Origin of the sequence: Bacillus sp. RSS_NA_20 (assembly GCF_020165915.1) — a bacterium.
In the GTDB taxonomy this organism is placed as follows: domain Bacteria; phylum Bacillota; class Bacilli; order Bacillales; family Bacillaceae; genus Bacillus; species Bacillus altitudinis.
Genome location: NZ_JAIUKW010000005.1, coordinates 904,265 through 925,729, shown reverse-complemented (window position 1 = coordinate 925,729; position 21,465 = coordinate 904,265). Strand labels below are relative to the sequence as shown.

Genomic DNA, 21,465 nt, shown 5'->3' with positions numbered 1-21,465 from the left:
CGTTGAAAGTGGCTGAAGATTGTGATATTGTATTTTTAACTTTGAGAAACGGCAAAAGGCAGCTTGTGCAGCTGTCTTTTTTCAGCCGAGGCGGAGAAAGAGGGAATGACATTGTATTTACACGGCACTTGCAGACAAAATGAACTCGGACATTTAGAAATTGGTGGTGTTGATGCCGTTTCTTTAGCTGAAACGTATGGGACACCACTTTATGTATATGATGTGGCTTTAATACGGGAGCGTGCAAAAAGCTTTCAGAAAGCATTTATTGAAGAAGAACTAAAGGCTCAGGTGGCATATGCGAGTAAGGCGTTTTCTTCTATTGCCATGTTCCAGCTGGCAAAAGAAGAAGGCTTATCACTTGATGTCGTTTCAGGCGGGGAGCTGCACACAGCCATTTGTGCCGGGTTTCCAGTAGAAAAAATTCATTTCCATGGTAACAACAAAAGCAGAGAAGAATTAAAGATGGCACTAGAGCACGGAATTGGCTGTATTGTCGTTGATAATTTCTATGAAATGACACTCATTGAACAGCTTGGTCAAGAGCTGTCAAAACAGGTGAAAGTACTACTCCGCATCACGCCGGGTGTTGAAGCACATACGCATGACTATATTACAACAGGTCAAGAAGATTCAAAATTTGGTTTTGATCTTCATAATGGACAAGCAGACGAAGCGGTCAAACAAGTGCTTAAATCAGAAGTGATCGAGCTTTTAGGTGTTCATTGTCATATCGGCTCACAAATTTTTGATACAGCTGGTTTTGTCCTTGCAGCAGATAAAATTTTCTTGAAGCTGGATGAATGGAGAGAATCATTTGGCTTTATTTCCACAGTGCTGAACTTAGGCGGAGGCTTTGGCATCCGTTATACAGAAGAGGACGAACCACTTCCAGCAACTGAATACGTGGAGAAAATTATTCAAGCGGTGAAAGAAAATGTAGCCCGCTATGAGTTTAAGATGCCTGAAATTTGGATTGAGCCGGGCCGCTCCCTTGTTGGAGATGCGGGAACCACTCTTTATACGATCGGCTCATCCAAACATGTACCTGGCATTCGCGATTATGTAGCCATTGACGGCGGAATGAGTGATAACATTCGACCTGCTTTATATCAAGCAAAATATGAAGCAGCGAGCGCCAATAAAATGAGCCAAACGCATGATCAAACGGTGTCCATTGCAGGGAAATGCTGCGAGAGTGGAGATATGCTCATTTGGGATATTGATTTGCCAGAGTTATCACAGGGAGACTTGTTAGCTGTCTTTTGTACAGGAGCTTATGGCTACAGCATGTCAAACAACTATAACCGCATCCCGCGCCCGGCTGTAGTATTTGTAGAAGATGGGGAAGCGCAGCTTGTCGTTGAGCGTGAGACATATGAGGACATTGTCAAATTGGATTTACCTTATCAATCAAAAGTGAAATCATCGACTTAAAAAAAGCTGCCTGATCATCAGGCAGCTTTTTCTATGACATTTATTTTCCACCAGTAAATACAGAGACGATCGCGTTCCAAATAGAGACAAAGAAATCCCAAATCTTCTGTAGAAGGTTTTTCCCTTCATCTGATTCTATGAATTTTGTAATCTTGTCTTTTGCTTTATCAATTTGAGATCCGACTTGTTTCCAATCGATATTGATATTTTTCATTTTATCGAAGAGAGAGACAAGTTGATCTTTTTGATCCTGCGTCAGATTTAAGTTCAAATCAGAAGCGGCTTGATCTACTTTTTCTTCCACTTCTTTTGTTGTTTTAGGAACTCCATTTTTGGCAATGTCATCTTTGATTTTTGCAATCAGGGCAGAAGCATTGTCTTTTCCAATAGAGTCTCCCAGTTTAGATGTTGTTACAAGCTCTTCGTTTGCCACCTGTTTCACATCTTCAGGAATGGCTTTGTCGCTTGACACTTCATAGGCTTTTAATAGACCTGTCAGTGCTGCTGTGCCAGATACTTCAAACGGCGCCGTCACGACAACCTTTGCATCTTTCACGCCTGCGGTCATTAAAGCATTTAAATACATCTCATCTGTAATGGTCTTAATGTTATGTGTATCCACGGTCAGACCCGCACCTGATTTTTCAATGGTGATGGATGAAGATGATAATGCTCGAGTCCCGATTTGAGAACGAGGGATATACTTTCCTAAATATTCGTGCTCTTCTTTATTGGTTACTTCAATTTTTGTCGCATTTTCAGGTGGATTCAACTCGTCAAGCACCTTCTGGCGATCAGCCGGTGTTAAGTCTTGCCCGAGTGTGACGATGACATCGCCGACAGCTGCATCCGCTAAGCTGACTTTTGGCGCACCAATCAGTAAAAGGAGCGCTGCCATCATACCAAGCATTGTTTTTTTAAACATGTTGACCTCCTTCAAGTCGAAAGCGTTTCTCGATGGTGAGAAACTCATCTTTGAGTACATGATTTGAATCGTACTCCATCATATAGACGTAACAAATCAGTCTGACGTTTCAATTTTCTTTTAAAGATGTTTGAAACCTCCAATATGATGAAGTGATTTGCTCAGTCTGTGATCATTTCCTTAGGAGAAAAGGATCAAGCTCTTTTATTTTATCAATGATGGCAAAAGAGGTAAATCACATTAGGTAAGCAGGGGATGTTTAACATCACCGAAAATGTGCTATAATGAGCGTTGTTTAACCTGAAAGGAGAATGTGAAAAATGGCGAAAAAAGGATACATACAATTAACGAATGGAAAGAAAATTGAGTTTGAACTTTACCCAGAGGCTGCTCCAGGTACAGTAGCAAACTTTGAAAAATTAGCGAATGAAGGCTTCTACGACGGATTGAAATTCCACCGCGTGATCCCAGGGTTCGTAAGCCAAGGCGGCGATCCAAACGGTAATGGAACTGGAGGACCTGGTTACACAATTAAATGTGAAACAGAAGGAAACCCTCATCAGCACGAGAGAGGTTCATTATCAATGGCACACGCTGGTAAAGATACTGGCGGCAGCCAATTCTTTATCGTACATGACCCACAGCCGCACTTAAACGGTGTTCACACTGTTTTTGGCAAAGTAACATCTGGTATCGAAGCTGTTCTTGATATGGAACAAGGACAAGGCATGGAAAAAGTCGAAGTGATCGATGCTTAATCCAAAACACCGCTTAATTGCGGTGTTTTTTTATTTTACATCTGATGTTCCTGTGATCTGTGCCGTGAAGCGGTAGGTGATCATCCAATATAAAAGGGCTAAGGCGCTGATTGAGGCTCCAAATAGACATACCCCATTCCAGCCAGCGTTTGCGTATATGTTAGTTGATACAATAGAACCGAGCGCACTGCCGAGGGAATAAAAAATCATATAAGCAGCAGTCAGCCGGCTTCTCGCCTCAGGCCGGACCATGAAAATCATACTTTGATTGGTCACATGAACGGCCTGCACAGATAGGTCAAGAATGATGATACCAACGATTAATAAAATGAGGGAATATTCAGTGAAAAAAATAAAACACCATGAAAAGAGTAATAGGACAAGGGCGATGCACGTTGTTAACTGTCCTAAGCCTCGATCAGCAAGGCTTCCAGCTCGAGCGGCACCTAATGCTCCGGCAACTCCAGCAAGGCCAAATGCACCAATCGCCGTATGTGACAGATTGTATGGCGTAGTGCTGAGAGGCAGCACAAGTGAAGTCCACAGCGTGCCAAACACAACAAAGATCAGAAAACCCAGTACGCCACGAATACGTAGAATTCGTTCTTGTCTGAACAATATAAACATTGAAGCGAGCAAGTTCACATAGGATATGGAGACTCTCTTGCTGTCAGCACGCGGAAGATACCGGTACAACACGCCAGTAATGATCAGCATCATCACGCCGGAAACGAGATAGACTGATCTCCAGCCGGCGAGATCGGTTAGTACACCAGCAAACGTTCGTGCGAGAAGAATACCAATCACAATTCCACTTTGAACCAAGCCCACTATGCGGCCACGTTCTTCAGGAGCGGCCCATGTCGCTGCGAATGCTACGAGTACCTGAGTGACTACAGCAAGCAGTCCCACCGCAGCTAGTCCTATGAATAGGACGGTGGCGGTAGGGGCGATACCGACTAGAATGAGAGATAACACGGAAACTAGCATTTGAGCTACGATGAGCCGCCGTTGGTTGAACAGATCACCAAGTGGTACGATTAGTAGCAGTCCTAGCGCATAACAAAGCTGAGTAATCGTAATGACCATACCAATGGATGAATAACTGATACCAAACTCGGATGCGAGAGAGTCTAATAATGGCTGTGCAAAGTATATGTTTGCAACTGCCATCCCGGAGGCTGTCGCAAACAGTAGAGCCATATTGCGAGTCATCGTTGATCGGGTGTTTATTTGTAAATGAGTTGTTTCCAGATCAGAATGTTCAACGGCATTCATTTTTTCTTTTTTCATGCATGTCAGCAGCTCCTTTTGTACTGAAAAGTATAATATACTGATTGGTATAAAATGATTCCTGTTAAGGATAACCAGATAAACGTTTTAAAGTCAAGATGATGTAGTGAAGATCTAGTCAATTTGACAATGATATGTCAATAAAATAAAATGATAATGTACCGATAAGTAAAAAATATCCTTATAAGAAATAGATGATTGATCTAGTGAAGAGATTTTTATGATAGAAATGAGGGTTGATGATGGTTCGACAACGGGAATTTGATGAGGAAAAAGCGTTAGATGAGGCTTTGTTGCTTTTTTGGGAGAAGGGGTACAGAGCCACTACATTAAGCGACTTAACTGCAAAAATGGGAATACAGCGGCCAAGCTTATACTCAGCGTTCGGTGATAAAGAGGAATTGTTTGAAGCGGCATTACGCAAATATACAACTCAGCATGCTGCCCACATTCGAACAAAACTTCAAAACAATCTATCTGCAAAGGAAGCATTTCATACATTATTTGCTGAATTAATAGAAGAGGAATATGGACATGGGCCGAGTAAAGGGTGCTTCTGCATCAATACAATAGTCGAGCTTGCCCCCCATGAAGAGAAATTTGAAATTCTCACAAGAGAGCATCAGATGTATCTTTCGGTCATTTTTGAAGAAAAAATTGTACAAGGTATTCGCTCGGGTGAGCTCGAAAGCAGTCTGAATGCCAAAGCCTTAGCACAGGCGCTGGTTGTTTCTTTTATTGGACTTACAGTCCTCATGAAAACTCGCCCAGAGCGTTCATTTGTAGATCATTCTGTAGCGACGATCCTATCCATATTGAAATAAATAGTCTATATAAAGATAGCGTATTTTGATCCATTGATTAAAACACGCTTTTTCTTTTAGGGTGTGATGGACACGTTTTTGTGATATGATAAGAGAACAAACATTCGTATTTGTGAGTGTCACCATTTGCAGCTCTAAAAATAAGTGAAAGTGCACATCTAAAAAGCGTGTGATCATGCTGTAAGAAAGCAGGAGATACTTTGAAACCATTAACAAAAGAAGAAAAAAACCAGATGATGATTGCCATTCAGCGTTACTTTGCTGAAGAACGAGAAGAGGAGATTGGTGAATTAGCAGCCATCAATATATTAGAATTTATCACAAAACATCTTGGAAGCTACTATTATAATCAAGGGGTTCGTGACAGCCGAAATATCGCTGTTCAAAGATCTCAATTGTTAGAGGAAGATCTATTCGCATTAGAGAAAAGAATATAATCAAAAAGCTCGTCCTTCTTGTTCACCCTGCTAACAGATAAAGAGGAAAAAAGACCCCCTTAATAAAGAACGCATATTCGTATCATATGTAATGATGAAAAGGTGGAACCAAAAGTCCACTTGAATCGTTATATAAGTAACCATTAATGAAAATCAGCTTTTTTGGTTTTATTTCATCAAAAGAAGGAATAGAACATACAAATAGGCGAAGTGCAGATGATGGAGGTTCTAAATATGGGGAAAATCAAATTAAAAATCGCAATCTTATTTGTTTTACTGCTTTGTTTAGGCGCAGGTTATTTATACATGAATGGCATGAAAATTGAAGATGTGCCAACAGCCATTGGCGAAAGTTTAACGAATAATGATAAAGATTACACCATCTATGAATATACCATTACAAAAATTGATGGTGATGAGTATTACGGTCAAGCCAAAAATGGCACGAAAATCATTTTTAACGGAAAGAAATTTGAAGATGATGTGGCCGATCTGAAAAAAGGCGATCGTATTAAAGCATACTTTAGTAATGAAAAAAGAATAGACGGTCTTATAAAAGTAGTAAAAGTCGTCAATTAACAAGTCTCCTTTCCTATAGGGAGGCTTTTTTTATGAACAGGTGATAAATCTTGATTGTTGCATTTGACCACAAGGATCGCTATAATAGCCCCTAAGGACAGCTAAATATCGATTGTATCCTTCGGGGCAGGGTGAAAATCCCGACCGACGGTAATAAAGCAAATGCTTTACAGCCCGTGACCCGTTAATTTATTAACGGTTGATTCAGTGAGAAGCTGAAGCCGACAGTGAAAGTCTGGATGGGAGAAGGATAACGAGAGCTATGTATGAACAAAAAATATGTGTTGATCATAGTTTTATTTCTAATGCAAAAAAACCACAGCCCCGGAATTTTTCCGGGGCTTTCTGTATGTCAATATAGTCATCACATGCAGTGTTTATTAGGTGATCCCTCATCTTGTATGGACCATAAAAAGCGACGAAGGTGTTCAATCGATCACATGTCCCAAACATCGCTTTTTCATAAAGTGAGAAATACAAAAGAAAGAGAAAGGGAGGATCACATGTTTACGGGGATTATTGAAGAAGTGGGTACAGTCAAGTCATTGAGCAAAAGATCCGCAGATGCCATGGAAATCATCATCAAGTGCAGTCGTGTACTAGAAGATGTTCACCTAGGCGATAGTATCGCCATCAATGGCGTTTGTCTCACTGTCACAAGCTTCACAAAAGAACAGTTTGCGGCAGATGTGATGCCTGAGACGGTCAAAGCGACATCACTTGATCAGCTTGCGCCAGGTAGCCAAGTGAATTTAGAGCGAGCGATGTCATCAAATGGACGATTCGGCGGTCATTTTGTTTCAGGCCATGTCGATGGAACGGCTGTGATTACCCGTGTAGAAAAGAAGAGTAATGCCATTTACTATGATTTGAAAATGGACAAGACCCTCACAGATATGCTCACAAAAAAGGGATCGATCGCAATAGACGGCGTCAGCTTGACTATTTTCGATTTGCGAGATGCTCATGTGACAGTTTCTATCATTCCACATACGCTTGAAGGAACTATTTTCCCGACTAAATCTATGGGGGATGTAGTAAATATTGAATGTGACATGATCGGTAAATACATTTATCGCTTTTTAACAAAAGAGCAAAATGAAAAGCAGCCATCACGATTAACCCCATCATTTTTAAAAGAGCACGGATTCTAGGAGGCGATTGTATGTATCATTCAGTTGATGAGGCAGTAAATGCCCTGAAACGAGGAGAAATCATTATCGTAGTAGATGATGAAGACAGAGAAAATGAAGGAGACTTTGTGGCACTTGCTGAGCATGCAACGCCGGAAGTCATTAACTTCATGGCTTTACATGGAAGAGGTCTTATTTGCACACCAGTTCATGCCTCGATTGCGAAACACTTGGATCTGCATCCCATGGTCGAGCGAAATACGGATGCACATCATACAGCATTTACAGTGAGCATCGACCATACGTCAACGACAACTGGTATAAGTGCTTTTGAGCGCTCAACGACCATTTTGGCCATGTTAAATAAAGAGTCAAAACCAGAAGATTTTGCCCGCCCAGGTCATGTTTTCCCTCTTATTGCGAAAGAGGGAGGCGTAGTAGAAAGACCAGGTCATACAGAAGCGGCTGTTGATCTTGCTAAACTTGCGGGTTCAGTGCCAGCGGGTGTCATATGTGAAATTATGAATGCAGATGGAACCATGGCCCGCGTACCCGAACTACAAAAAATTCAAAAAGAACACGATTTAAAGATGCTGACGATTGAAGCATTGCAGGCATATATAAACAAGCAAACAACGACAATGAAAACAAAATAAAAATCACAAAAAAGGATGATGAACATATGAATACAATACAAGGGAATGTAGTAGCAGAAGGATTAAAGTTTGGAATCGTCGTCGCTAGATTTAATGATTTTATTACAAGTAAATTGCTAGATGGAGCAGAAGATACATTGCTTAGACACGGAGCAAACGGTGACGATATTGATGTCGTGTGGGTGCCGGGGGCTTTTGAAATTCCGTATATGGCAAAAAAACTAGCAGAAACAAAAAAATATGATGCAGTCATTACACTTGGAACCGTGATTCGCGGGGCAACATCACATTACGATTATGTTTGTAATGAAGCGGCTAAAGGAATCGCACAAAGTGCCATCTCAACAGGGGTGCCGATTATCTTTGGTGTACTGACAACAGAATCTATTGAACAAGCCATTGAAAGAGCCGGTACAAAGGCTGGAAATAAAGGCAGTGAATCGGCTGCAGCTGCTATTGAAATGGCCAACCTAAATCGAACGTTTCGTTAATTTGATGAAAAAGAGTTTAAAAACAACCTAAAAGTGTTTATAATGTGTGATGAGCAAGTGATTCATAAGACATTTGCTGGAAAATAGGATAATTTTAATATTGAGGGGTATATATGTTAATTCGTTACAAGAGGTCTTTTGAAAAAATTGCCATGGGACTCCTGTCCTTTATGCCGGGTGAGAAAGACGTCAAACAGCTTCAGCAGACGATAAAGTCGTATGAAATGGATGAAGATCGGCAGCTGTTCCTTTGGAAAGATGGTGAGGATATCGTCGGTGCGATTGGTGTGCTGAAAACAGACGACCAAGTACAAATCGAACATATTAGTGTCAATCCGTCCCATCGTGACCAAGGCATCGGCAAGGAAATGGTATTAGCCGTGGAAGAAGTATTCAAAACGAAAACACTCATTCCAAATGAATTAACGCAAGGCTTCTTTCATAAGTGTCACAGTGAAACAAACTAAATATCACACATGTAAAAGCAGAGGTTATATGCCTCTGCTTTAGATTGTTGACAAATGGCTAAAATGAACTTGATTTTAGCCATTTGTCTTCTTTTCAGCGTGATAGAAAACCTTTGCAGTCTAGGAAGGACGAGTACTGGAGCGGAGCGAATTCGATATTCGTGAGCACCGGCACGCAGGACTGACACCGAATGCGAGGGTTTGTCTACACGCTGAAGCAGAGGTTATATGCCTCTGCTTTTTTTACGTTCCATCTGCTTTTCACGTTCAAGCAATACGTCCGTTCGATCACGCAGTCTATGCTTTTCAATTAAGAATGTATGGGATAAGTTGCTCTCCTGTCCGAAGGTTAAGCCTTCTTTTTGGGCCATCTCTTGGCATAAAGAAAGAAGCGTTTCATCTCGGATTGGCAGCATCACACTTTCGTAGGGCATGTCTTCATCGATTTTCTTTTTCAGTGTTCTCAGCAGCAAAAGAAATGCCTCTTCATCAAGACCTAATTCTGTTAGTATGTTCCGGTCCGAATCTAATATATGAAGGCTGTTTGAAATCAGCCGTTTTGCTCCTTTTCCATTCCCTCGTCTTTGATGATACAAAGCAACAGCAAGCTGAATGAGACCCACCCAGTACTTTTTGCGCTGATGAGGAGGATCTTCTTTCCAAAGTTCTTCAAGAATTTCATGACACTCAAAATAATCTCTTGTCGTATGAAATTCATGTAAAAAAGCCACGTACGCTTTAGGATACACAGCGGTCAACTCCTTTTCCACTATCAGTCTAACATACCGAAAAGAAAAGAAGAAAGAGCGCCCCTTTATGAAAGGACGCTCTGTTTCTTTAATAAACCCAAGCCGCGCCAACGATGATCAGCAAGATGAACAGCACAACAATAAGCGCAAATCCTCCGCCGAAGTAATAACCATCTCCCATAATGTTACGGCCTCCTTTTTCATCAGTTCTGATTACAATGGTATTCTATGTATAAATGCCCTCATTGGTATGGGCGAATCCACTGTTTTTCTTTTTTTGCCTGCTGCCTCATGGTCGAAATTATATTGGACGAGAGCTTTATCGTGTCTTATACTAAAGGTTAGCCGATGAAAACGGTACTTAGAAGACAGTAGAAATGGTGAGAAAAGAATGCTGGAATATCAGGTGAAAATAGATTCGTTTGAGGGTCCTTTGGACTTGCTTTTACATTTAATTAACCGTTTGGAAATTGATATTTATGATATTCCCGTCGCTAAAATTACGGAGCAGTATTTATTATATGTCCACACGATGAGGGAGCTTGAACTGGATGTTGCAAGTGAGTATTTGGTGATGGCTGCAACTCTCCTCAGCATTAAAAGCAGAATGCTTCTCCCAAAACAAGAGGAAGAGCTGTTTGATGAAGACCTGATGGAAGAAGAAGAGGACCCTCGTGATGAGCTGATTGGCAAATTAATTGAATACCGCAAGTATAAAAATGCAGCGCAAGAACTGAAGGAACGTGAAGAAGAGCGGCAAAACGCCTTCACAAAACCACCAAGTGATTTAAGTGAATTTGCAAAAGAAGCAGAAGCGAAGGACACAAACTTACACGTCACGGTGTATGATATGTTAGGTGCGTTCCAAAAGGTATTGAACCGCAAAAAAATAACAAAACCAGCACCATCAAAGATTACAAGACAAGAAATCCCAATTGAAGACAAAATGAATGAGATTATGAACCATTTAAGAAAAACAAAAAAGCGGACCAATTTCATGACTTTATTTCAACATGATCAAAAGGAACACCTTGTCGTGACGTTTCTTGCTGTTCTCGAATTGATGAAAAGCCATCAAATCATGCTGGAGCAGGAAGGAAACTTTGAAGATATTTATATCATAGGGAGTGAAACGATTCATGACGCTTGATATCGTGAATTGGAAAGCCATCTTAGAAGCGCTGCTATATGCAGCAGGTGACGAAGGCTTAACAAGAAAACAGCTCATGTCTGTTCTTGAAGTTGATGAGGCAGCGTTGCTTGATATTATGTCTGCCGTAAAGGAAGAATATCAAAAACAAGAACGAGGGATTGAGCTTATTGAATATGCAGATTCATATATGCTGCTGACGAAAAAAGAATACAGCGTATATTTAAAAAAATTAGTAGAGACACCATCGAAAGGTTTGTCACAGGCAGCGCTAGAAGTGCTCGCCATTGTCTCGTATAAACAACCGATTACACGCAGCGAAGTCGAGGAGATCAGAGGCGTTAAATCAGAACGAGTGCTGCATAGTTTAGTTGCCAAAGCACTGCTCTGTGAAGTAGGACGTGCCGATGGACCGGGACGAGCGATCCTTTATGGGACAACACCTACCTTTTTAGAGCAATTTGGTTTAAAAGCCTTAGATGAATTACCGCCACTTCCAGAGAATGTGGAAGCAGATGGGGTGCAAGAAGAGGCTGATCTCTTTTTTGAAAACTTCAATCAAACATTTGAAGAGATAAAATAGTTCAAAATAAGGAAAAATGTATGATAAAATATAAAAAGATTTTAGGTCTAAAATCTTCGTTTGAAAGATAAAATGGTGACAAAGCCATGAGGGGAAGGTAAACACGAAACAAATGGCACATATGAATGTAAAGGCTCAAGTTGATCAAGCAGGCGTTTTCTTATCAAAGGTTGCAGTTGAAGTGAATGATTTTCTGAACGAAGCTACCTTATCAAGCTTGAAACGATTAAACCCGGAAGCGGAAGCCTATTATTGTGACATATTAAGTACATTGCGGAAACTTGCAGTTTATAGCGAGGATGCCGCGGCGGTTTGTCGGAAAATCAGGCAGCAGCAGACATTCCCGCAGCAAGCCGCACAGCAGACGCTTCATCGTATTTATCATCAATGTATTGAAGAATTTTTTACACCAAAAAAGGATACATGGTATGAAAATAGCCGTTCAGCCTACACAGGAAAAAGCTGCATTGTTTTCCATCATGAAGTATCGGCTGAGGTCAAACGTTTGTTTTCTTCATTAGAAAAAGATTTTTTAACGATGAGAGAAGAGCTGGAATATACAACATCTCATCAGCAAATGAAAATGGTATAAAGAAGACAAAGCAACTCTCACATGAGAGTTGCTTTTTTTTATGGACGAGGCATCATAACTTTTTCAGCCGCGCATACACTTGTACAAAACGGACAAGGACGTGAATGAACATGCCCTATTTAAAAATTGGAACAGCAGTCCTTCTTCTATTAACACTCTTACTGCCTTTTTCCTCACACGCTCAAGCAGACGTCTCATTATCGGTGAGTGCGAGAAGCGCCATTTTAATAGATGGACAGTCAGGCAGGGTCCTATTTGGAAAGGACGAGCACGAAAAAAGAAGAATCGCCAGTATCACAAAAATTATGACGGCTGTATTAGCCATTGAATCAGGAAAAATGAACGACATGGTCAAAGTGTCAAAACGTGCGATTCAAGCGGAAGGTTCTTCGATTTATTTAAAGGAAGGACAGAAGGTGAGTTTAGAAGACTTGACATACGGGCTCATGCTGCGCTCTGGAAATGATGCAGCTGTTGCCATTGCAGAACATGTTGGCGGCAGCTTAGAAGGCTTTATTTTTATGATGAACCAAAAGGCCTCTGAACTAGGCATGGAGAATACGAATTTTCAAAATCCGCATGGACTCGATGATCATAGAAACCATTATTCATCAGCTTATGATATGGCGATCTTAACGAAGTACGCCATGAAGCATCAGCAATATCAAAAAATTGCCGGTACCACCTTTTATAAAGCAAAAACAATCGAGGGTTATTGGAAAAATAAAAACAAGCTGCTCACGGGTTTGTATCAATATTCGACTGGAGGGAAGACAGGATATACAAAACTTGCAAAACGCACACTTGTCTCCACAGCTGCAAAAGGAGATGCTGCGCTCATTGCTGTGACGATTAATGCACCGGATGACTGGAAGGATCATATCTCAATGTTTGAGTATGCATTTGATCACTATAAAACGTATGTGCTTGCTGAAAAAGGCAGGCTCGCTTCGTTAAAAGGGACTTTTTACGAAAAAAAAGCGTTTATTAAGCGGGATGTGGACTATTTACTAAATGAGGATGAGAAAAAACTAGTGGAAATCGAAACGGAAATGCTGACGCCTGAAAAGAAATGGGAGAAAAACAAAGAAGCGATCCCAGATGTAGTAGGGAAAATGACGTTTTTACTGGATGGTCAGGTGATTGAGCAAGTCCCCATTTTTTATGAAAACAAACGCAACCGAATGCCTCAAAAAAGTTTTCAAGAAATGTTTAAGTCTGTCTTTCAGACATCGATAGGCGGATCTTCATGGTCAATCTGATTTGGGTATTCCTCACGGTCATCGGTCTTGTCTATGCAATGTTTAACGGAACGATGCATGAAGTGAATGAAGCAGTCTTTAAAGGATCAAAAGAAGCGGTCACCATTTCAATTGGGTTGATTAGTGTTCTTGTATTCTGGCTAGGATTGATGAAGATCGCAGAAGAAGCGGGGTTGTTGCAGTTCTTTAGTAAATTATGCCGGCCCTTTATCTCAAAACTATTTCCTGAGATTCCTGCGAATCATCCAGCGATGGGGTATATTCTGTCCAATCTCATGGCAAATTTCTTTGGGCTTGGCAATGCTGCCACTCCACTTGGGATTAAGGCGATGGAGCAGATGAAAGCATTAAATGGCGGAAAAAATGAGGCGAGCCGATCTATGATTACGTTTTTAGCAGTCAATACATCTTCTATCACACTTGTGCCAACGACTGTCATTGCCATTCGTATGACCTATGGCGCAGATCAGCCAACAGATATTGTAGGCCCAACCATTTTGGCGACACTTATTTCAGGTATCGGTGCGATTATGATTGATCGCTATTTCCACTATCGCAGAAGCAGGCGGGGGTGATCTTGTGGCATTTATTAACTGGCTGTCACTTGCTTTGATTCCACTGATCATCGCAGGAATATTGATTGCAGGGACGATTAAAAAAGTACCGACGTACGAAACATTTGTAGAAGGCGGGAAAGAAGGCATTCAAATTGCCTTTTCAATCATTCCATATTTAGTCGGTATGCTTGTCGCCATTACGATTTTCCGTGCATCAGGTGCCCTTGATTTTGTCATGGAATTATTGAAACCTGTGTTTACAGCGATTGGTGTTCCTACAGAAGTGGTGCCGCTTGCGCTTATTCGTCCTATATCAGGAACAGCGGCGCTTGGTATGACATCAGACTTAATTGCGACTTATGGTCCAGACTCTTTTATCGGCAAGCTTGCTGCCGTTATGCAAGGGTCAACGGATACGACCCTTTATATTTTAACCGTCTATTTTGGAGCAGTTGGTATTAAAAAAATGGGAGATGCACTGAAAGTGGGGCTGCTTGCAGACCTGATTGGGATCATTGCATCAATTATTATCGTCAGTTTGTTATTTAGCGGCGCCTAATCAGGTGCTTTTTTTATTTCGTGGATGGAAAACAGCTTTTTTGTCGAAATTAGACAGATGAAACGCTTATTTTTCCACGAATGCTTGTTTGTTTCAAGCCAAGCAAGTAAGATAGTACATGAGGTGAAAGACAAATGGAACGTTTACAGAAAGTAATTGCCCATGCCGGCGTCGCTTCTAGACGAAAGGCTGAAGAATTAATTAAAGAAGGACGAGTTACCGTTAATGGTGAAACAGTGACAGAGCTCGGAGTAAAGGTGGGCTCTTCAGATAAAATTGAAGTCAATGGCTTAAAACTTGAAAGAGAAGAACCGGTTTACTTTATGCTTTATAAACCGCGCGGCGTCATTTCAGCTGCCGAGGATGATAAAGGACGCAAAGTCGTGACAGACTTCTTTGATGATGTTCCGCAGCGTCTGTATCCGATCGGCCGGTTGGATTATGATACGAGCGGTTTAATTTTGATTACAAATGATGGCGAATTTGCCCATAAGCTCATGCATCCGAAATATGAAATTGATAAAACGTATGCAGCGAAACTAAAAGGCATCCCTTCAAAAGAATTGCTTAGAAAGTTAGAAAAAGGAATCATGTTAGACCATAAAAAAACAGCACCTGCCCGTGCCAAAATGCTCTCGATTGATAAACGAAAGCAAACATGTATTGTGCAATTAACCATTCATGAAGGCAGAAACAGACAGGTTCGCCGTATGTTTGAAGCAATCGGCCACGACGTTTTAAAACTCAAAAGAGAGCAATATGCTTTCCTTCATATTGAAGGCATGAGACCAGGAGATCGCAGAGAATTGACGCCGCATGAAGTAAAACGCCTAAGAGCGATTGCGGATCATGGGAAAAGCGCTTTTTAATTTTCACATAAACTTCAAAAAATGAAGAAGCATCAAAAGAAGGAGAATGCTATAATTTACCTGAATGTCTATGGGGAAGGGGTACTTCAGATGAAGAAAAGACGATTTTTCATACGGACGGGCATTCTCCTCGTGATGCTTGCTGCACTGTGTTATACGATGTATAACTCAGTATTTGCCAAACAGGATCAAATCAAAGAAGGATCTATTGCGCCGAACTTTGTCCTTCAATCGGTAGATGGGGAACGGATTGAATTAAAGGACTTAAAAGGCAAAGGCGTCTTTCTCAATTTTTGGGGTACATGGTGCGGTCCATGTAAGCAGGAATTCCCTTATATGGCAAATCAGTATGAAGTGTTCAAGGATCGCGGTGTCGAAATTGTTGCCGTGAATGTGGGGGAATCCAATATTGCTGTGAAGAATTTTATGGATGCTTATGGCGTGAATTTTCCTGTTGCCATGGACAAAGATCGTCAAGTGACAGAGGCATATGATATTACGCCGCTGCCAACCACATTTTTAATTAATCCTGAAGGCAAAGTAATCAAAGTCATAAAGGGGACGATGACAGAACGTAATGTCTATGAATATATGAATTTGATTAAACCAAAGGGGTCATAGAATGAAAGAGGTAAAGTGCGAGTGTGGACATATTAATCCAATCGGTACTGTTCTATGTGAATCATGCGGGAATCCCATTTCAGTAAAAGAGAAAAATTCATCAAAACTGCTTGATATGAGATATGACGGCAGTGCAAGACGCTCGCAAACATACAACAAAACGATTGTTGATAAAGTATGGAACTTTTTTTCTTCCGTAAAAGTGGGTGTGTGGCTCATTGTCATCACACTGTTAGCTTCTTCGCTAGGAACTATTTTTCCGCAGGAGCGGTTTATTCCGCCAGGTGCATCAGCTTCCACTTATTATGAGGAGCAATATGGGTCGTTTGGCAAGTTATATTACATCCTTGGATTCCATGATCTTTATAATTCTTGGTGGTTTTTAGCCCTTGTCGCATCTATCGGAATTTCCCTTGTGATTTGCAGCCTTGATCGAGTGATTCCACTTTATCGCGCACTCAAAAATCAAGGGGTTGTCAAAAAAGAAGGTTTTATGAGAAGGCAGCGTCTTTTCAGCGAAACAAACCAAACATTAGATCAACATACATATGAAGGCATCGTTAGTAAAATGAAACAAAAGCGTTACCGCGTACGAGAAGAAGATGGACATATTTTAGCTGAAAAAGGCCGCTTTTCCCGCTGGGGACCTTACGTCAATCATATTGGATTAATTATATTTCTCATTGGCTCCATGCTTCGGTTTGTCCCGGGAATGTACGTGGATGAAACATTATGGGTAAGAGAAGGCGAAACGGCACCAATCCCAGGGACGGGAGGCCAATACTTCTTAAAGAATAATGCGTTTTCAATTGACCGCTATGAATCTGAAAAAGAAAAAGAAGTCTTTGAAAATGCGATTGAAAAGGCTGGCGATGGTCAAGTCGTCAAAAGTTATAAAACCGATGCCGTTTTATACAAACGTGAAGGAGAAGTTGTTTTTGGTGAAAAGCCAAAGCTGAAGCAGTTAACAGAACACGATATTAAAGTGAATGAACCGCTTAAGTTTGACAATTTCTCATTATATCAAGTGGATTTTAAACAAAATGAACTCGATCAAATGGTCTTTCAGCTGATTCGAAAAGATACTGAGAAATCTTTCGGAACAGTGAAGATTAATCTGCTGGAGCCTAAGTCAGAATATGATCTTGGTAGCGGTTACAAAGTCAAGGTGATGAGTTATTTGCCTGATTTTTATTTTGACGAAGATGGCACACCTAGTACGAAAACGAGGAATCCGAATAATCCTGCGTTCGTCTTTGAAATGATCTCTCCTGAAAAACCAAAAGGTGAAAAAAGTTTTGTCGCGATTCAAGAGACAGTAGAGGGTTCTGATAACAATCTTTATAAAATGAAATTTGACCGGGTTGAAACAAAAAACGTGACAGGTTTAACGGTTCGAAAAGACTTAACACTCTGGGTACTTATTGTTGGCGGAATGATCTTTATGATTGGTGTCGTACAAGGGATGTACTGGCAGCATAGAAGAATTTGGCTGTCGGTAAAGGATGGAAAAGTGTTTGTGGCAGGACATACAAACAAAAACTGGTTCGGCTTAAAGTCTGATCTCAAGGTGTTACTGCACGGCAGTGGCATCAAACAGCCAGTGGATCAAAAAGAACTGCCTGATACAACAAGTATCAGCAAAAGCAAGGGGGAAGGATTAGATGGCGGCAGTCAGTGAAAACCTGTTATTTGCAGCTTTTCTATTGTATTTAGCGGCAGTTCCTTTTTTTGGAGGGGCCATTAAAGGAAAAAAGAAAGAAGAGGGTCCGCGCAAAAACAAGGCGGCACTTATCGGCATAACGCTCACCATCATCGGTTTTTTGAGTCAATTTGGCTATTTTATTTCAAGGTGGATCGCGTCTGGTCACGCACCAGTCAGTAATCTGTTTGAATTCACCACAGCCTTTGGCATGATGCTGGTGCTCGCATTTATTATTTTATATTTTGTCTATCAAGTGTCTGTGCTAGGTTTATTCACACTTCCAATCGCTTTATTAATCATTGCTTATGCAAGCATGTTTCCATCGGATATTTCACCGCTGATTCCTTCGCTTCAAAGTAATTGGCTATATATTCACGTCACGACAGCAGCGCTTGGTCAAGCCATTTTGGCGATCAGTTTTGTGGCAGGTGTGATTTTTCTTTTGAAGCATGTTGATCAAACAAAACCGGGGAAGAAAACCTTTGGCTTAGAGCTGGTCATGTTTATGATTGTGGTCACCCTTGCGTTTATCGCTGTCACGTCCATTTTTAGAATGACAGGGTATGAAGCGAAATTTAATTGGGTAGATAAAAATAAAGAAGAGAGCGTCATGGTCTATGAGCTGCCTGCTTTAGTAGGACCTCATAAAGGAGAACTTATCACAAAAGATCGTTTAGAGCCTGTAGTTGATCTGCCGCCTGTTTTTTCAGGTAGAAAGGTGAATACAGTGCTATGGTCATTTGGCGTTGGGCTGATTATTTATGGACTGCTAAGATTGATCATTCGCAAACGACTAAGTGCGCTGCTTCAGCCGCTCGTAAGACAGGTGAATCTCGATTTAGTCGATGAAATTGGGTACAGGGCTGTTTCCATAGGATTCCCTGTATTTGCGTTAGGCGGTCTTATTTTTGCGATGATCTGGGCGCAAATTGCATGGACGAGATTCTGGGGATGGGACCCGAAGGAAGTATGGGCTTTAATTACATTTTTATTTTACGCCGCCTATCTCCACCTTCGGTTATCACGAGGTTGGCATGGTGAAAAGTCCGCTTGGCTTGCTGTAATCGGATTTGCGATCATTATGTTTAACCTTATCTTTGTCAACCTAGTGATTGCGGGGCTTCATTCTTACGCGTAATCGCATGAAAAAGGCCAACTTTTATGATTCGATTCGGCTTTTTGTTAAAATGTATGTAACAACGGAGAAAGCAGGAGGATTGTCTAATGGAACACACAACTCAAACGAAAATATTAGTCGTCGATGATGAGGCAAGAATTCGTCGCCTTTTAAAAATGTATTTAGAACGGGAAAATTATGAAATTGATGAAGCGGAAAATGGGGATGAAGCCATTCAAAAAGGACTTCAAACCGATTATGATCTCATTTTGCTTGATTTAATGATGCCTGGGACAGATGGGATTGAAGTGTGTAATCAAATTCGAGATAAAAAAGCTACACCAATTATTATGCTGACAGCAAAAGGTGAGGAAGCCAACCGTGTACAAGGCTTTGAGGCAGGAACGGATGATTATATCGTTAAACCTTTCAGCCCGCGTGAAGTGGTTCTTCGTGTGAAAGCACTGTTAAGAAGATCGTCTCAAACGTCATACCTTAATACTGGAACAACCACAAAAGATGTTCTCGTGTTTTCTCATCTATCCATTGATCATGATGCACACCGGGTCACAGCAGATGGAAAAGAGGTCAGCCTCACGCCGAAAGAATACGAACTTTTGTACTTCTTGGCAAAAACGCCGGATAAGGTATATGACAGGGAAAAGCTTCTCAAAGAAGTGTGGCAGTATGAATTCTTTGGGGATCTGAGAACAGTGGATACCCACGTCAAAAGGCTTCGCGAAAAACTAAATAAAGTGTCACCAGAAGCAGCGAAAAAAATCGTGACAGTATGGGGTGTCGGGTACAAATTTGAGGTCGGCGCTGAATGAAGCTGTGGAAAAGTGTCGTAGGAAAGCTATGGTTAACCATTCTTTTCCTCGTACTCATTGTTTTATCGATTTTAACTGTGCTTCTTTTAGAGTTCATTGAGAATTACCATGTGGAAGAAGCAAAGTCTGATTTAACACAAATGGCCAACAAAGTAGCAGTCATTTTAGAAAGCCATGAGGATCAATCACTTGCAAGATCGATTACATCAGAACTAGCTGATAAATTGACAAGTATCGCGATTGTTCAAGAGGATGGACTAGAATGGTATTCGTCTGAAAAAGGCGGGAAGCTTCCTGCGATCACAAAAGAACAAATTGAAGCAGACAAAGATTTGAACAAAGCACTGACACAACGAAAAAAAATCAGTAAACGAGCTGAATCTGATACAGGCAATCAGAAGGATGAACGCATTGTAGTAGGTGTTCCTTACGAGGCGAACGGAAAGAAAGGGATGGTCTTTCTTTCTCAATCCCTTCTTGCTGTAGAGCAGACAACAAAACATACGACGCGTTATATCTTCCTCGCAGCCGGAATTGCGATTGTGCTGACAACAATTTTCGCTTTCTTCTTATCTACTCGTGTCACCTATCCTCTCAGAAAGATGAGAGAGGGAGCACAAGATTTGGCGAAAGGGAAATTTGATACAAAGATTCCTATTTTAACGCAAGACGAAATTGGGGAACTGGCGATCGCCTTTAATCAAATGGGTAAGCAGCTTAAATTTCATATAACCGCTTTAAATCAAGAAAAAGAACATTTGTCCAACATTCTCAGCAGTATGGCAGACGGTGTCATCACGATCAATATTGATGGGACGATCCTTATGACAAACCCTCCTGCAGAAAGATTCTTGCAGGCTTGGTATTACGAGCAAAATATGAAGATCAAAGATGGGGATGAACTGCCGCCAGAAGCGCGTGAATTGTTTCATACTGCCGTCAGTACGGAAAAAGAGCAAATGATCGAAGTCACGCTGCAAGGGCGTACTTGGGTTCTTCTCATGTCTCCGCTTTATAACCAGCAAGATGTCAGAGGAGCGGTAGCGGTACTTCGCGATATGACAGAAGAGAGAAGACTGGATAAGCTAAGAAAAGACTTCATTGCAAATGTTAGTCATGAACTCCGCACACCTATTGCTATGCTGCAAGGCTATAGTGAAGCGATTGTCGATGACATTGCCGGATCTGAAGAGGAAAAGAAAGAGATTGCCCAAATTATCTATGATGAATCACTTCGAATGGGGCGTCTTGTGAATGATCTTCTCGATCTCGCACGTATGGAAGCTGGTCATATTACACTGAATCTTGAATCAACTGATACAGAAGAGCTGACTGAAAAAATTTACCGTAAATTCCTTGGAATTGCGAAAGAAAAACAAATCAACCTGACGTATGAAATTCAAGTAGAAGAACCGTATTTTGTATTTGATCCAGATAAAATAGAACAGGTTTTTACAAATCTCATCGATAATGCCATTCGTCATACACCAGAAGGCGGAGAAGTTCACTTCTCAGTTCAATCGGTGGAAAATGGGCTCAAGATGGATGTGAAAGATTCGGGAAGCGGCATTCCTGAAGAGGATCTCCCGTTTATTTTTGAACGGTTCTATAAAGCAGATAAAGCAAGAACAAGAGGACGTTCCGGTACGGGGCTGGGTCTTGCGATTGTGAAAAACATCGTAGAAGCGCATCAAGGCTCCATTCATGCACATAGTAAAGCTGGAACAGGTACTCACTTCACTTTCTATATTCCGAAAAAAAAGCAGGAACTCGTCTAATCTTGACGAAGAATCTTGTTACATGAGAAACACTTCTTTTCGAAAGAAAATGAAGTGTTTTTTCTATTTTCATATTTTTAAGGAGAAGTTAAA

The 21,465-nt window shown here is 41.0% G+C and carries 25 protein-coding genes and 1 riboswitch; of the genes, 21 read left to right on the top strand and 4 right to left on the bottom strand.

Annotated elements, in window-relative coordinates:
- The first annotated feature begins 111 nt into the window (after positions 1–111).
- Entirely contained in the window at positions 112–1,437 is a 1,326-nt protein-coding gene (lysA, locus tag LCD32_RS10235) for a diaminopimelate decarboxylase (protein ID WP_224564600.1), read from the top strand.
- A 40-nt stretch (positions 1,438–1,477) separates the two neighbouring features.
- Here lysA and LCD32_RS10230 read toward each other — a convergent pair whose 3' ends face one another.
- The gene (locus tag LCD32_RS10230) at positions 1,478–2,362 is read right to left on the bottom strand and encodes a DUF1002 domain-containing protein (protein WP_060781162.1); all 885 of its coding nucleotides are present in this window, start codon (positions 2,360–2,362) and stop codon (positions 1,478–1,480) included.
- Between the two features lie 320 nt (positions 2,363–2,682).
- Here LCD32_RS10230 and LCD32_RS10225 point away from each other — a divergent pair, with 320 nt between their 5' ends.
- Complete coding sequence (locus LCD32_RS10225) at positions 2,683–3,120, top strand: peptidylprolyl isomerase (RefSeq protein ID WP_007501040.1); 438 nt, start codon at positions 2,683–2,685, stop codon at positions 3,118–3,120.
- 30 nt (positions 3,121–3,150) lie between these two features.
- On the opposite strand, the gene LCD32_RS10220 is transcribed toward LCD32_RS10225, so the two are convergent.
- Entirely contained in the window at positions 3,151–4,413 is a 1,263-nt protein-coding gene (locus LCD32_RS10220) for an MFS transporter (protein ID WP_060781161.1), read from the bottom strand.
- A gap of 242 nt (positions 4,414–4,655) precedes the next feature.
- Between LCD32_RS10220 and LCD32_RS10215 the strand changes: the two genes are divergently transcribed.
- From LCD32_RS10215 to LCD32_RS10185, 7 genes are all read left to right on the top strand, one after another.
- Positions 4,656–5,237: a TetR/AcrR family transcriptional regulator gene (locus LCD32_RS10215; RefSeq protein ID WP_060781160.1), complete on the top strand. Its 582-nt coding sequence runs from the start codon at positions 4,656–4,658 to the stop codon at positions 5,235–5,237.
- Between the two features lie 200 nt (positions 5,238–5,437).
- On the top strand, positions 5,438–5,674 hold the full coding sequence (locus LCD32_RS10210) for a DUF2164 domain-containing protein (protein ID WP_017359788.1): 237 nt from the start codon (positions 5,438–5,440) through the stop codon (positions 5,672–5,674).
- A 234-nt stretch (positions 5,675–5,908) separates the two neighbouring features.
- Positions 5,909–6,253, top strand: coding sequence for a hypothetical protein (locus LCD32_RS10205; RefSeq protein WP_008344451.1), 345 nt, complete (start codon positions 5,909–5,911; stop codon positions 6,251–6,253).
- Positions 6,254–6,366: 113 nt separating this feature from the next.
- Positions 6,367–6,508: riboswitch (FMN riboswitch) on the top strand.
- Positions 6,509–6,756: 248 nt separating this feature from the next.
- A complete protein-coding gene (gene ribE / locus LCD32_RS10200) occupies positions 6,757–7,407 on the top strand; it encodes a riboflavin synthase (protein WP_048003386.1) in 651 nt (216 codons plus the stop codon).
- A gap of 11 nt (positions 7,408–7,418) precedes the next feature.
- Positions 7,419–8,042 carry a 3,4-dihydroxy-2-butanone-4-phosphate synthase gene (gene ribB / locus LCD32_RS10195; protein ID WP_017359786.1) on the top strand — a complete coding sequence of 208 codons (624 nt, stop codon included), beginning with the start codon at positions 7,419–7,421 and terminating at the stop codon, positions 8,040–8,042.
- Positions 8,043–8,068: 26 nt separating this feature from the next.
- The gene (ribE, locus tag LCD32_RS10190) at positions 8,069–8,533 is read left to right on the top strand and encodes a 6,7-dimethyl-8-ribityllumazine synthase (protein WP_007501031.1); all 465 of its coding nucleotides are present in this window, start codon (positions 8,069–8,071) and stop codon (positions 8,531–8,533) included.
- A 113-nt stretch (positions 8,534–8,646) separates the two neighbouring features.
- Complete coding sequence (locus LCD32_RS10185; protein ID WP_008344455.1) at positions 8,647–9,000, top strand: GNAT family N-acetyltransferase; 354 nt, start codon at positions 8,647–8,649, stop codon at positions 8,998–9,000.
- 224 nt (positions 9,001–9,224) lie between these two features.
- Here the strand turns inward: LCD32_RS10185 and LCD32_RS10180 are convergent, their stop codons facing one another.
- Positions 9,225–9,749 (bottom strand): DUF309 domain-containing protein, encoded by a 525-nt coding sequence (locus tag LCD32_RS10180; protein WP_060781159.1) that lies wholly within the window; start codon positions 9,747–9,749, stop codon positions 9,225–9,227.
- An 88-nt stretch (positions 9,750–9,837) separates the two neighbouring features.
- Positions 9,838–9,930 (bottom strand): YjcZ family sporulation protein, encoded by a 93-nt coding sequence (locus LCD32_RS10175; protein ID WP_008359694.1) that lies wholly within the window; start codon positions 9,928–9,930, stop codon positions 9,838–9,840.
- Positions 9,931–10,140: 210 nt separating this feature from the next.
- Between LCD32_RS10175 and LCD32_RS10170 the strand changes: the two genes are divergently transcribed.
- The 12 genes from LCD32_RS10170 to LCD32_RS10115 all read left to right on the top strand — a co-directional run bounded on the left by LCD32_RS10170 (position 10,141) and on the right by LCD32_RS10115 (position 21,372).
- Entirely contained in the window at positions 10,141–10,899 is a 759-nt protein-coding gene (locus LCD32_RS10170) for a segregation/condensation protein A (RefSeq protein ID WP_007501021.1), read from the top strand.
- Positions 10,889–11,482 carry an SMC-Scp complex subunit ScpB gene (scpB, locus tag LCD32_RS10165; protein ID WP_008344462.1) on the top strand — a complete coding sequence of 198 codons (594 nt, stop codon included), beginning with the start codon at positions 10,889–10,891 and terminating at the stop codon, positions 11,480–11,482. Before LCD32_RS10170 ends, scpB begins: the two co-directional genes overlap by 11 nt.
- Positions 11,483–11,594: 112 nt before the next feature.
- Positions 11,595–12,074, top strand: a complete 480-nt coding sequence (locus LCD32_RS10160) for a YpuI family protein (protein WP_024718922.1) — start codon at positions 11,595–11,597, stop codon at positions 12,072–12,074.
- Between the two features lie 110 nt (positions 12,075–12,184).
- Complete coding sequence (locus LCD32_RS10155; RefSeq protein ID WP_224563721.1) at positions 12,185–13,336, top strand: D-alanyl-D-alanine carboxypeptidase family protein; 1,152 nt, start codon at positions 12,185–12,187, stop codon at positions 13,334–13,336.
- Positions 13,324–13,911, top strand: coding sequence for a nucleoside recognition domain-containing protein (locus LCD32_RS10150; RefSeq protein WP_060781156.1), 588 nt, complete (start codon positions 13,324–13,326; stop codon positions 13,909–13,911). Before LCD32_RS10155 ends, LCD32_RS10150 begins: the two co-directional genes overlap by 13 nt.
- Positions 13,912–13,915: 4 nt before the next feature.
- Positions 13,916–14,452, top strand: a complete 537-nt coding sequence (locus LCD32_RS10145) for a spore maturation protein (protein WP_017359781.1) — start codon at positions 13,916–13,918, stop codon at positions 14,450–14,452.
- Positions 14,453–14,586: 134 nt separating this feature from the next.
- Positions 14,587–15,321 carry a 23S rRNA pseudouridine(2605) synthase RluB gene (rluB, locus tag LCD32_RS10140; RefSeq protein WP_007501012.1) on the top strand — a complete coding sequence of 245 codons (735 nt, stop codon included), beginning with the start codon at positions 14,587–14,589 and terminating at the stop codon, positions 15,319–15,321.
- A gap of 90 nt (positions 15,322–15,411) precedes the next feature.
- Positions 15,412–15,942 (top strand): thiol-disulfide oxidoreductase ResA, encoded by a 531-nt coding sequence (resA, locus tag LCD32_RS10135; RefSeq protein ID WP_017359780.1) that lies wholly within the window; start codon positions 15,412–15,414, stop codon positions 15,940–15,942.
- A 1-nt stretch (position 15,943) separates the two neighbouring features.
- The gene (locus LCD32_RS10130; protein WP_060781155.1) at positions 15,944–17,623 is read left to right on the top strand and encodes a cytochrome c biogenesis protein ResB; all 1,680 of its coding nucleotides are present in this window, start codon (positions 15,944–15,946) and stop codon (positions 17,621–17,623) included.
- Complete coding sequence (gene ccsB / locus LCD32_RS10125) at positions 17,607–18,785, top strand: c-type cytochrome biogenesis protein CcsB (RefSeq protein ID WP_017359778.1); 1,179 nt, start codon at positions 17,607–17,609, stop codon at positions 18,783–18,785. The genes LCD32_RS10130 and ccsB overlap by 17 nt, the downstream gene beginning before the upstream one ends.
- Before the next feature lie 86 nt (positions 18,786–18,871).
- On the top strand, positions 18,872–19,594 hold the full coding sequence (locus LCD32_RS10120; protein ID WP_003215596.1) for a response regulator transcription factor: 723 nt from the start codon (positions 18,872–18,874) through the stop codon (positions 19,592–19,594).
- Positions 19,591–21,372, top strand: a complete 1,782-nt coding sequence (locus tag LCD32_RS10115; protein WP_008344481.1) for an ATP-binding protein — start codon at positions 19,591–19,593, stop codon at positions 21,370–21,372. Before LCD32_RS10120 ends, LCD32_RS10115 begins: the two co-directional genes overlap by 4 nt.
- The last annotated feature ends 93 nt before the right edge of the window (positions 21,373–21,465 follow it).

Coding starts and splice junctions, on each gene's coding strand:
- LCD32_RS10160 (WP_024718922.1), top strand. CDS start 11,595: ATGGCACATATGAATGTAAAGGCTCAAGTTGATCAAGCAGGCGTTTTC.
- ribE (WP_007501031.1), top strand. CDS start 8,069: ATGAATACAATACAAGGGAATGTAGTAGCAGAAGGATTAAAGTTTGGA.
- LCD32_RS10225 (WP_007501040.1), top strand. CDS start 2,683: ATGGCGAAAAAAGGATACATACAATTAACGAATGGAAAGAAAATTGAG.
- LCD32_RS10115 (WP_008344481.1), top strand. CDS start 19,591: ATGAAGCTGTGGAAAAGTGTCGTAGGAAAGCTATGGTTAACCATTCTT.
- LCD32_RS10170 (WP_007501021.1), top strand. CDS start 10,141: ATGCTGGAATATCAGGTGAAAATAGATTCGTTTGAGGGTCCTTTGGAC.
- LCD32_RS10155 (WP_224563721.1), top strand. CDS start 12,185: ATGCCCTATTTAAAAATTGGAACAGCAGTCCTTCTTCTATTAACACTC.
- rluB (WP_007501012.1), top strand. CDS start 14,587: ATGGAACGTTTACAGAAAGTAATTGCCCATGCCGGCGTCGCTTCTAGA.
- LCD32_RS10175 (WP_008359694.1), bottom strand. CDS start 9,930: ATGGGAGATGGTTATTACTTCGGCGGAGGATTTGCGCTTATTGTTGTG.
- ribB (WP_017359786.1), top strand. CDS start 7,419: ATGTATCATTCAGTTGATGAGGCAGTAAATGCCCTGAAACGAGGAGAA.
- LCD32_RS10120 (WP_003215596.1), top strand. CDS start 18,872: ATGGAACACACAACTCAAACGAAAATATTAGTCGTCGATGATGAGGCA.
- LCD32_RS10185 (WP_008344455.1), top strand. CDS start 8,647: ATGTTAATTCGTTACAAGAGGTCTTTTGAAAAAATTGCCATGGGACTC.
- LCD32_RS10215 (WP_060781160.1), top strand. CDS start 4,656: ATGGTTCGACAACGGGAATTTGATGAGGAAAAAGCGTTAGATGAGGCT.
- LCD32_RS10130 (WP_060781155.1), top strand. CDS start 15,944: ATGAAAGAGGTAAAGTGCGAGTGTGGACATATTAATCCAATCGGTACT.
- ccsB (WP_017359778.1), top strand. CDS start 17,607: ATGGCGGCAGTCAGTGAAAACCTGTTATTTGCAGCTTTTCTATTGTAT.
- LCD32_RS10230 (WP_060781162.1), bottom strand. CDS start 2,362: ATGTTTAAAAAAACAATGCTTGGTATGATGGCAGCGCTCCTTTTACTG.
- scpB (WP_008344462.1), top strand. CDS start 10,889: ATGACGCTTGATATCGTGAATTGGAAAGCCATCTTAGAAGCGCTGCTA.
- ribE (WP_048003386.1), top strand. CDS start 6,757: ATGTTTACGGGGATTATTGAAGAAGTGGGTACAGTCAAGTCATTGAGC.
- LCD32_RS10220 (WP_060781161.1), bottom strand. CDS start 4,413: ATGAAAAAAGAAAAAATGAATGCCGTTGAACATTCTGATCTGGAAACA.
- resA (WP_017359780.1), top strand. CDS start 15,412: ATGAAGAAAAGACGATTTTTCATACGGACGGGCATTCTCCTCGTGATG.
- LCD32_RS10150 (WP_060781156.1), top strand. CDS start 13,324: ATGGTCAATCTGATTTGGGTATTCCTCACGGTCATCGGTCTTGTCTAT.
- LCD32_RS10205 (WP_008344451.1), top strand. CDS start 5,909: ATGGGGAAAATCAAATTAAAAATCGCAATCTTATTTGTTTTACTGCTT.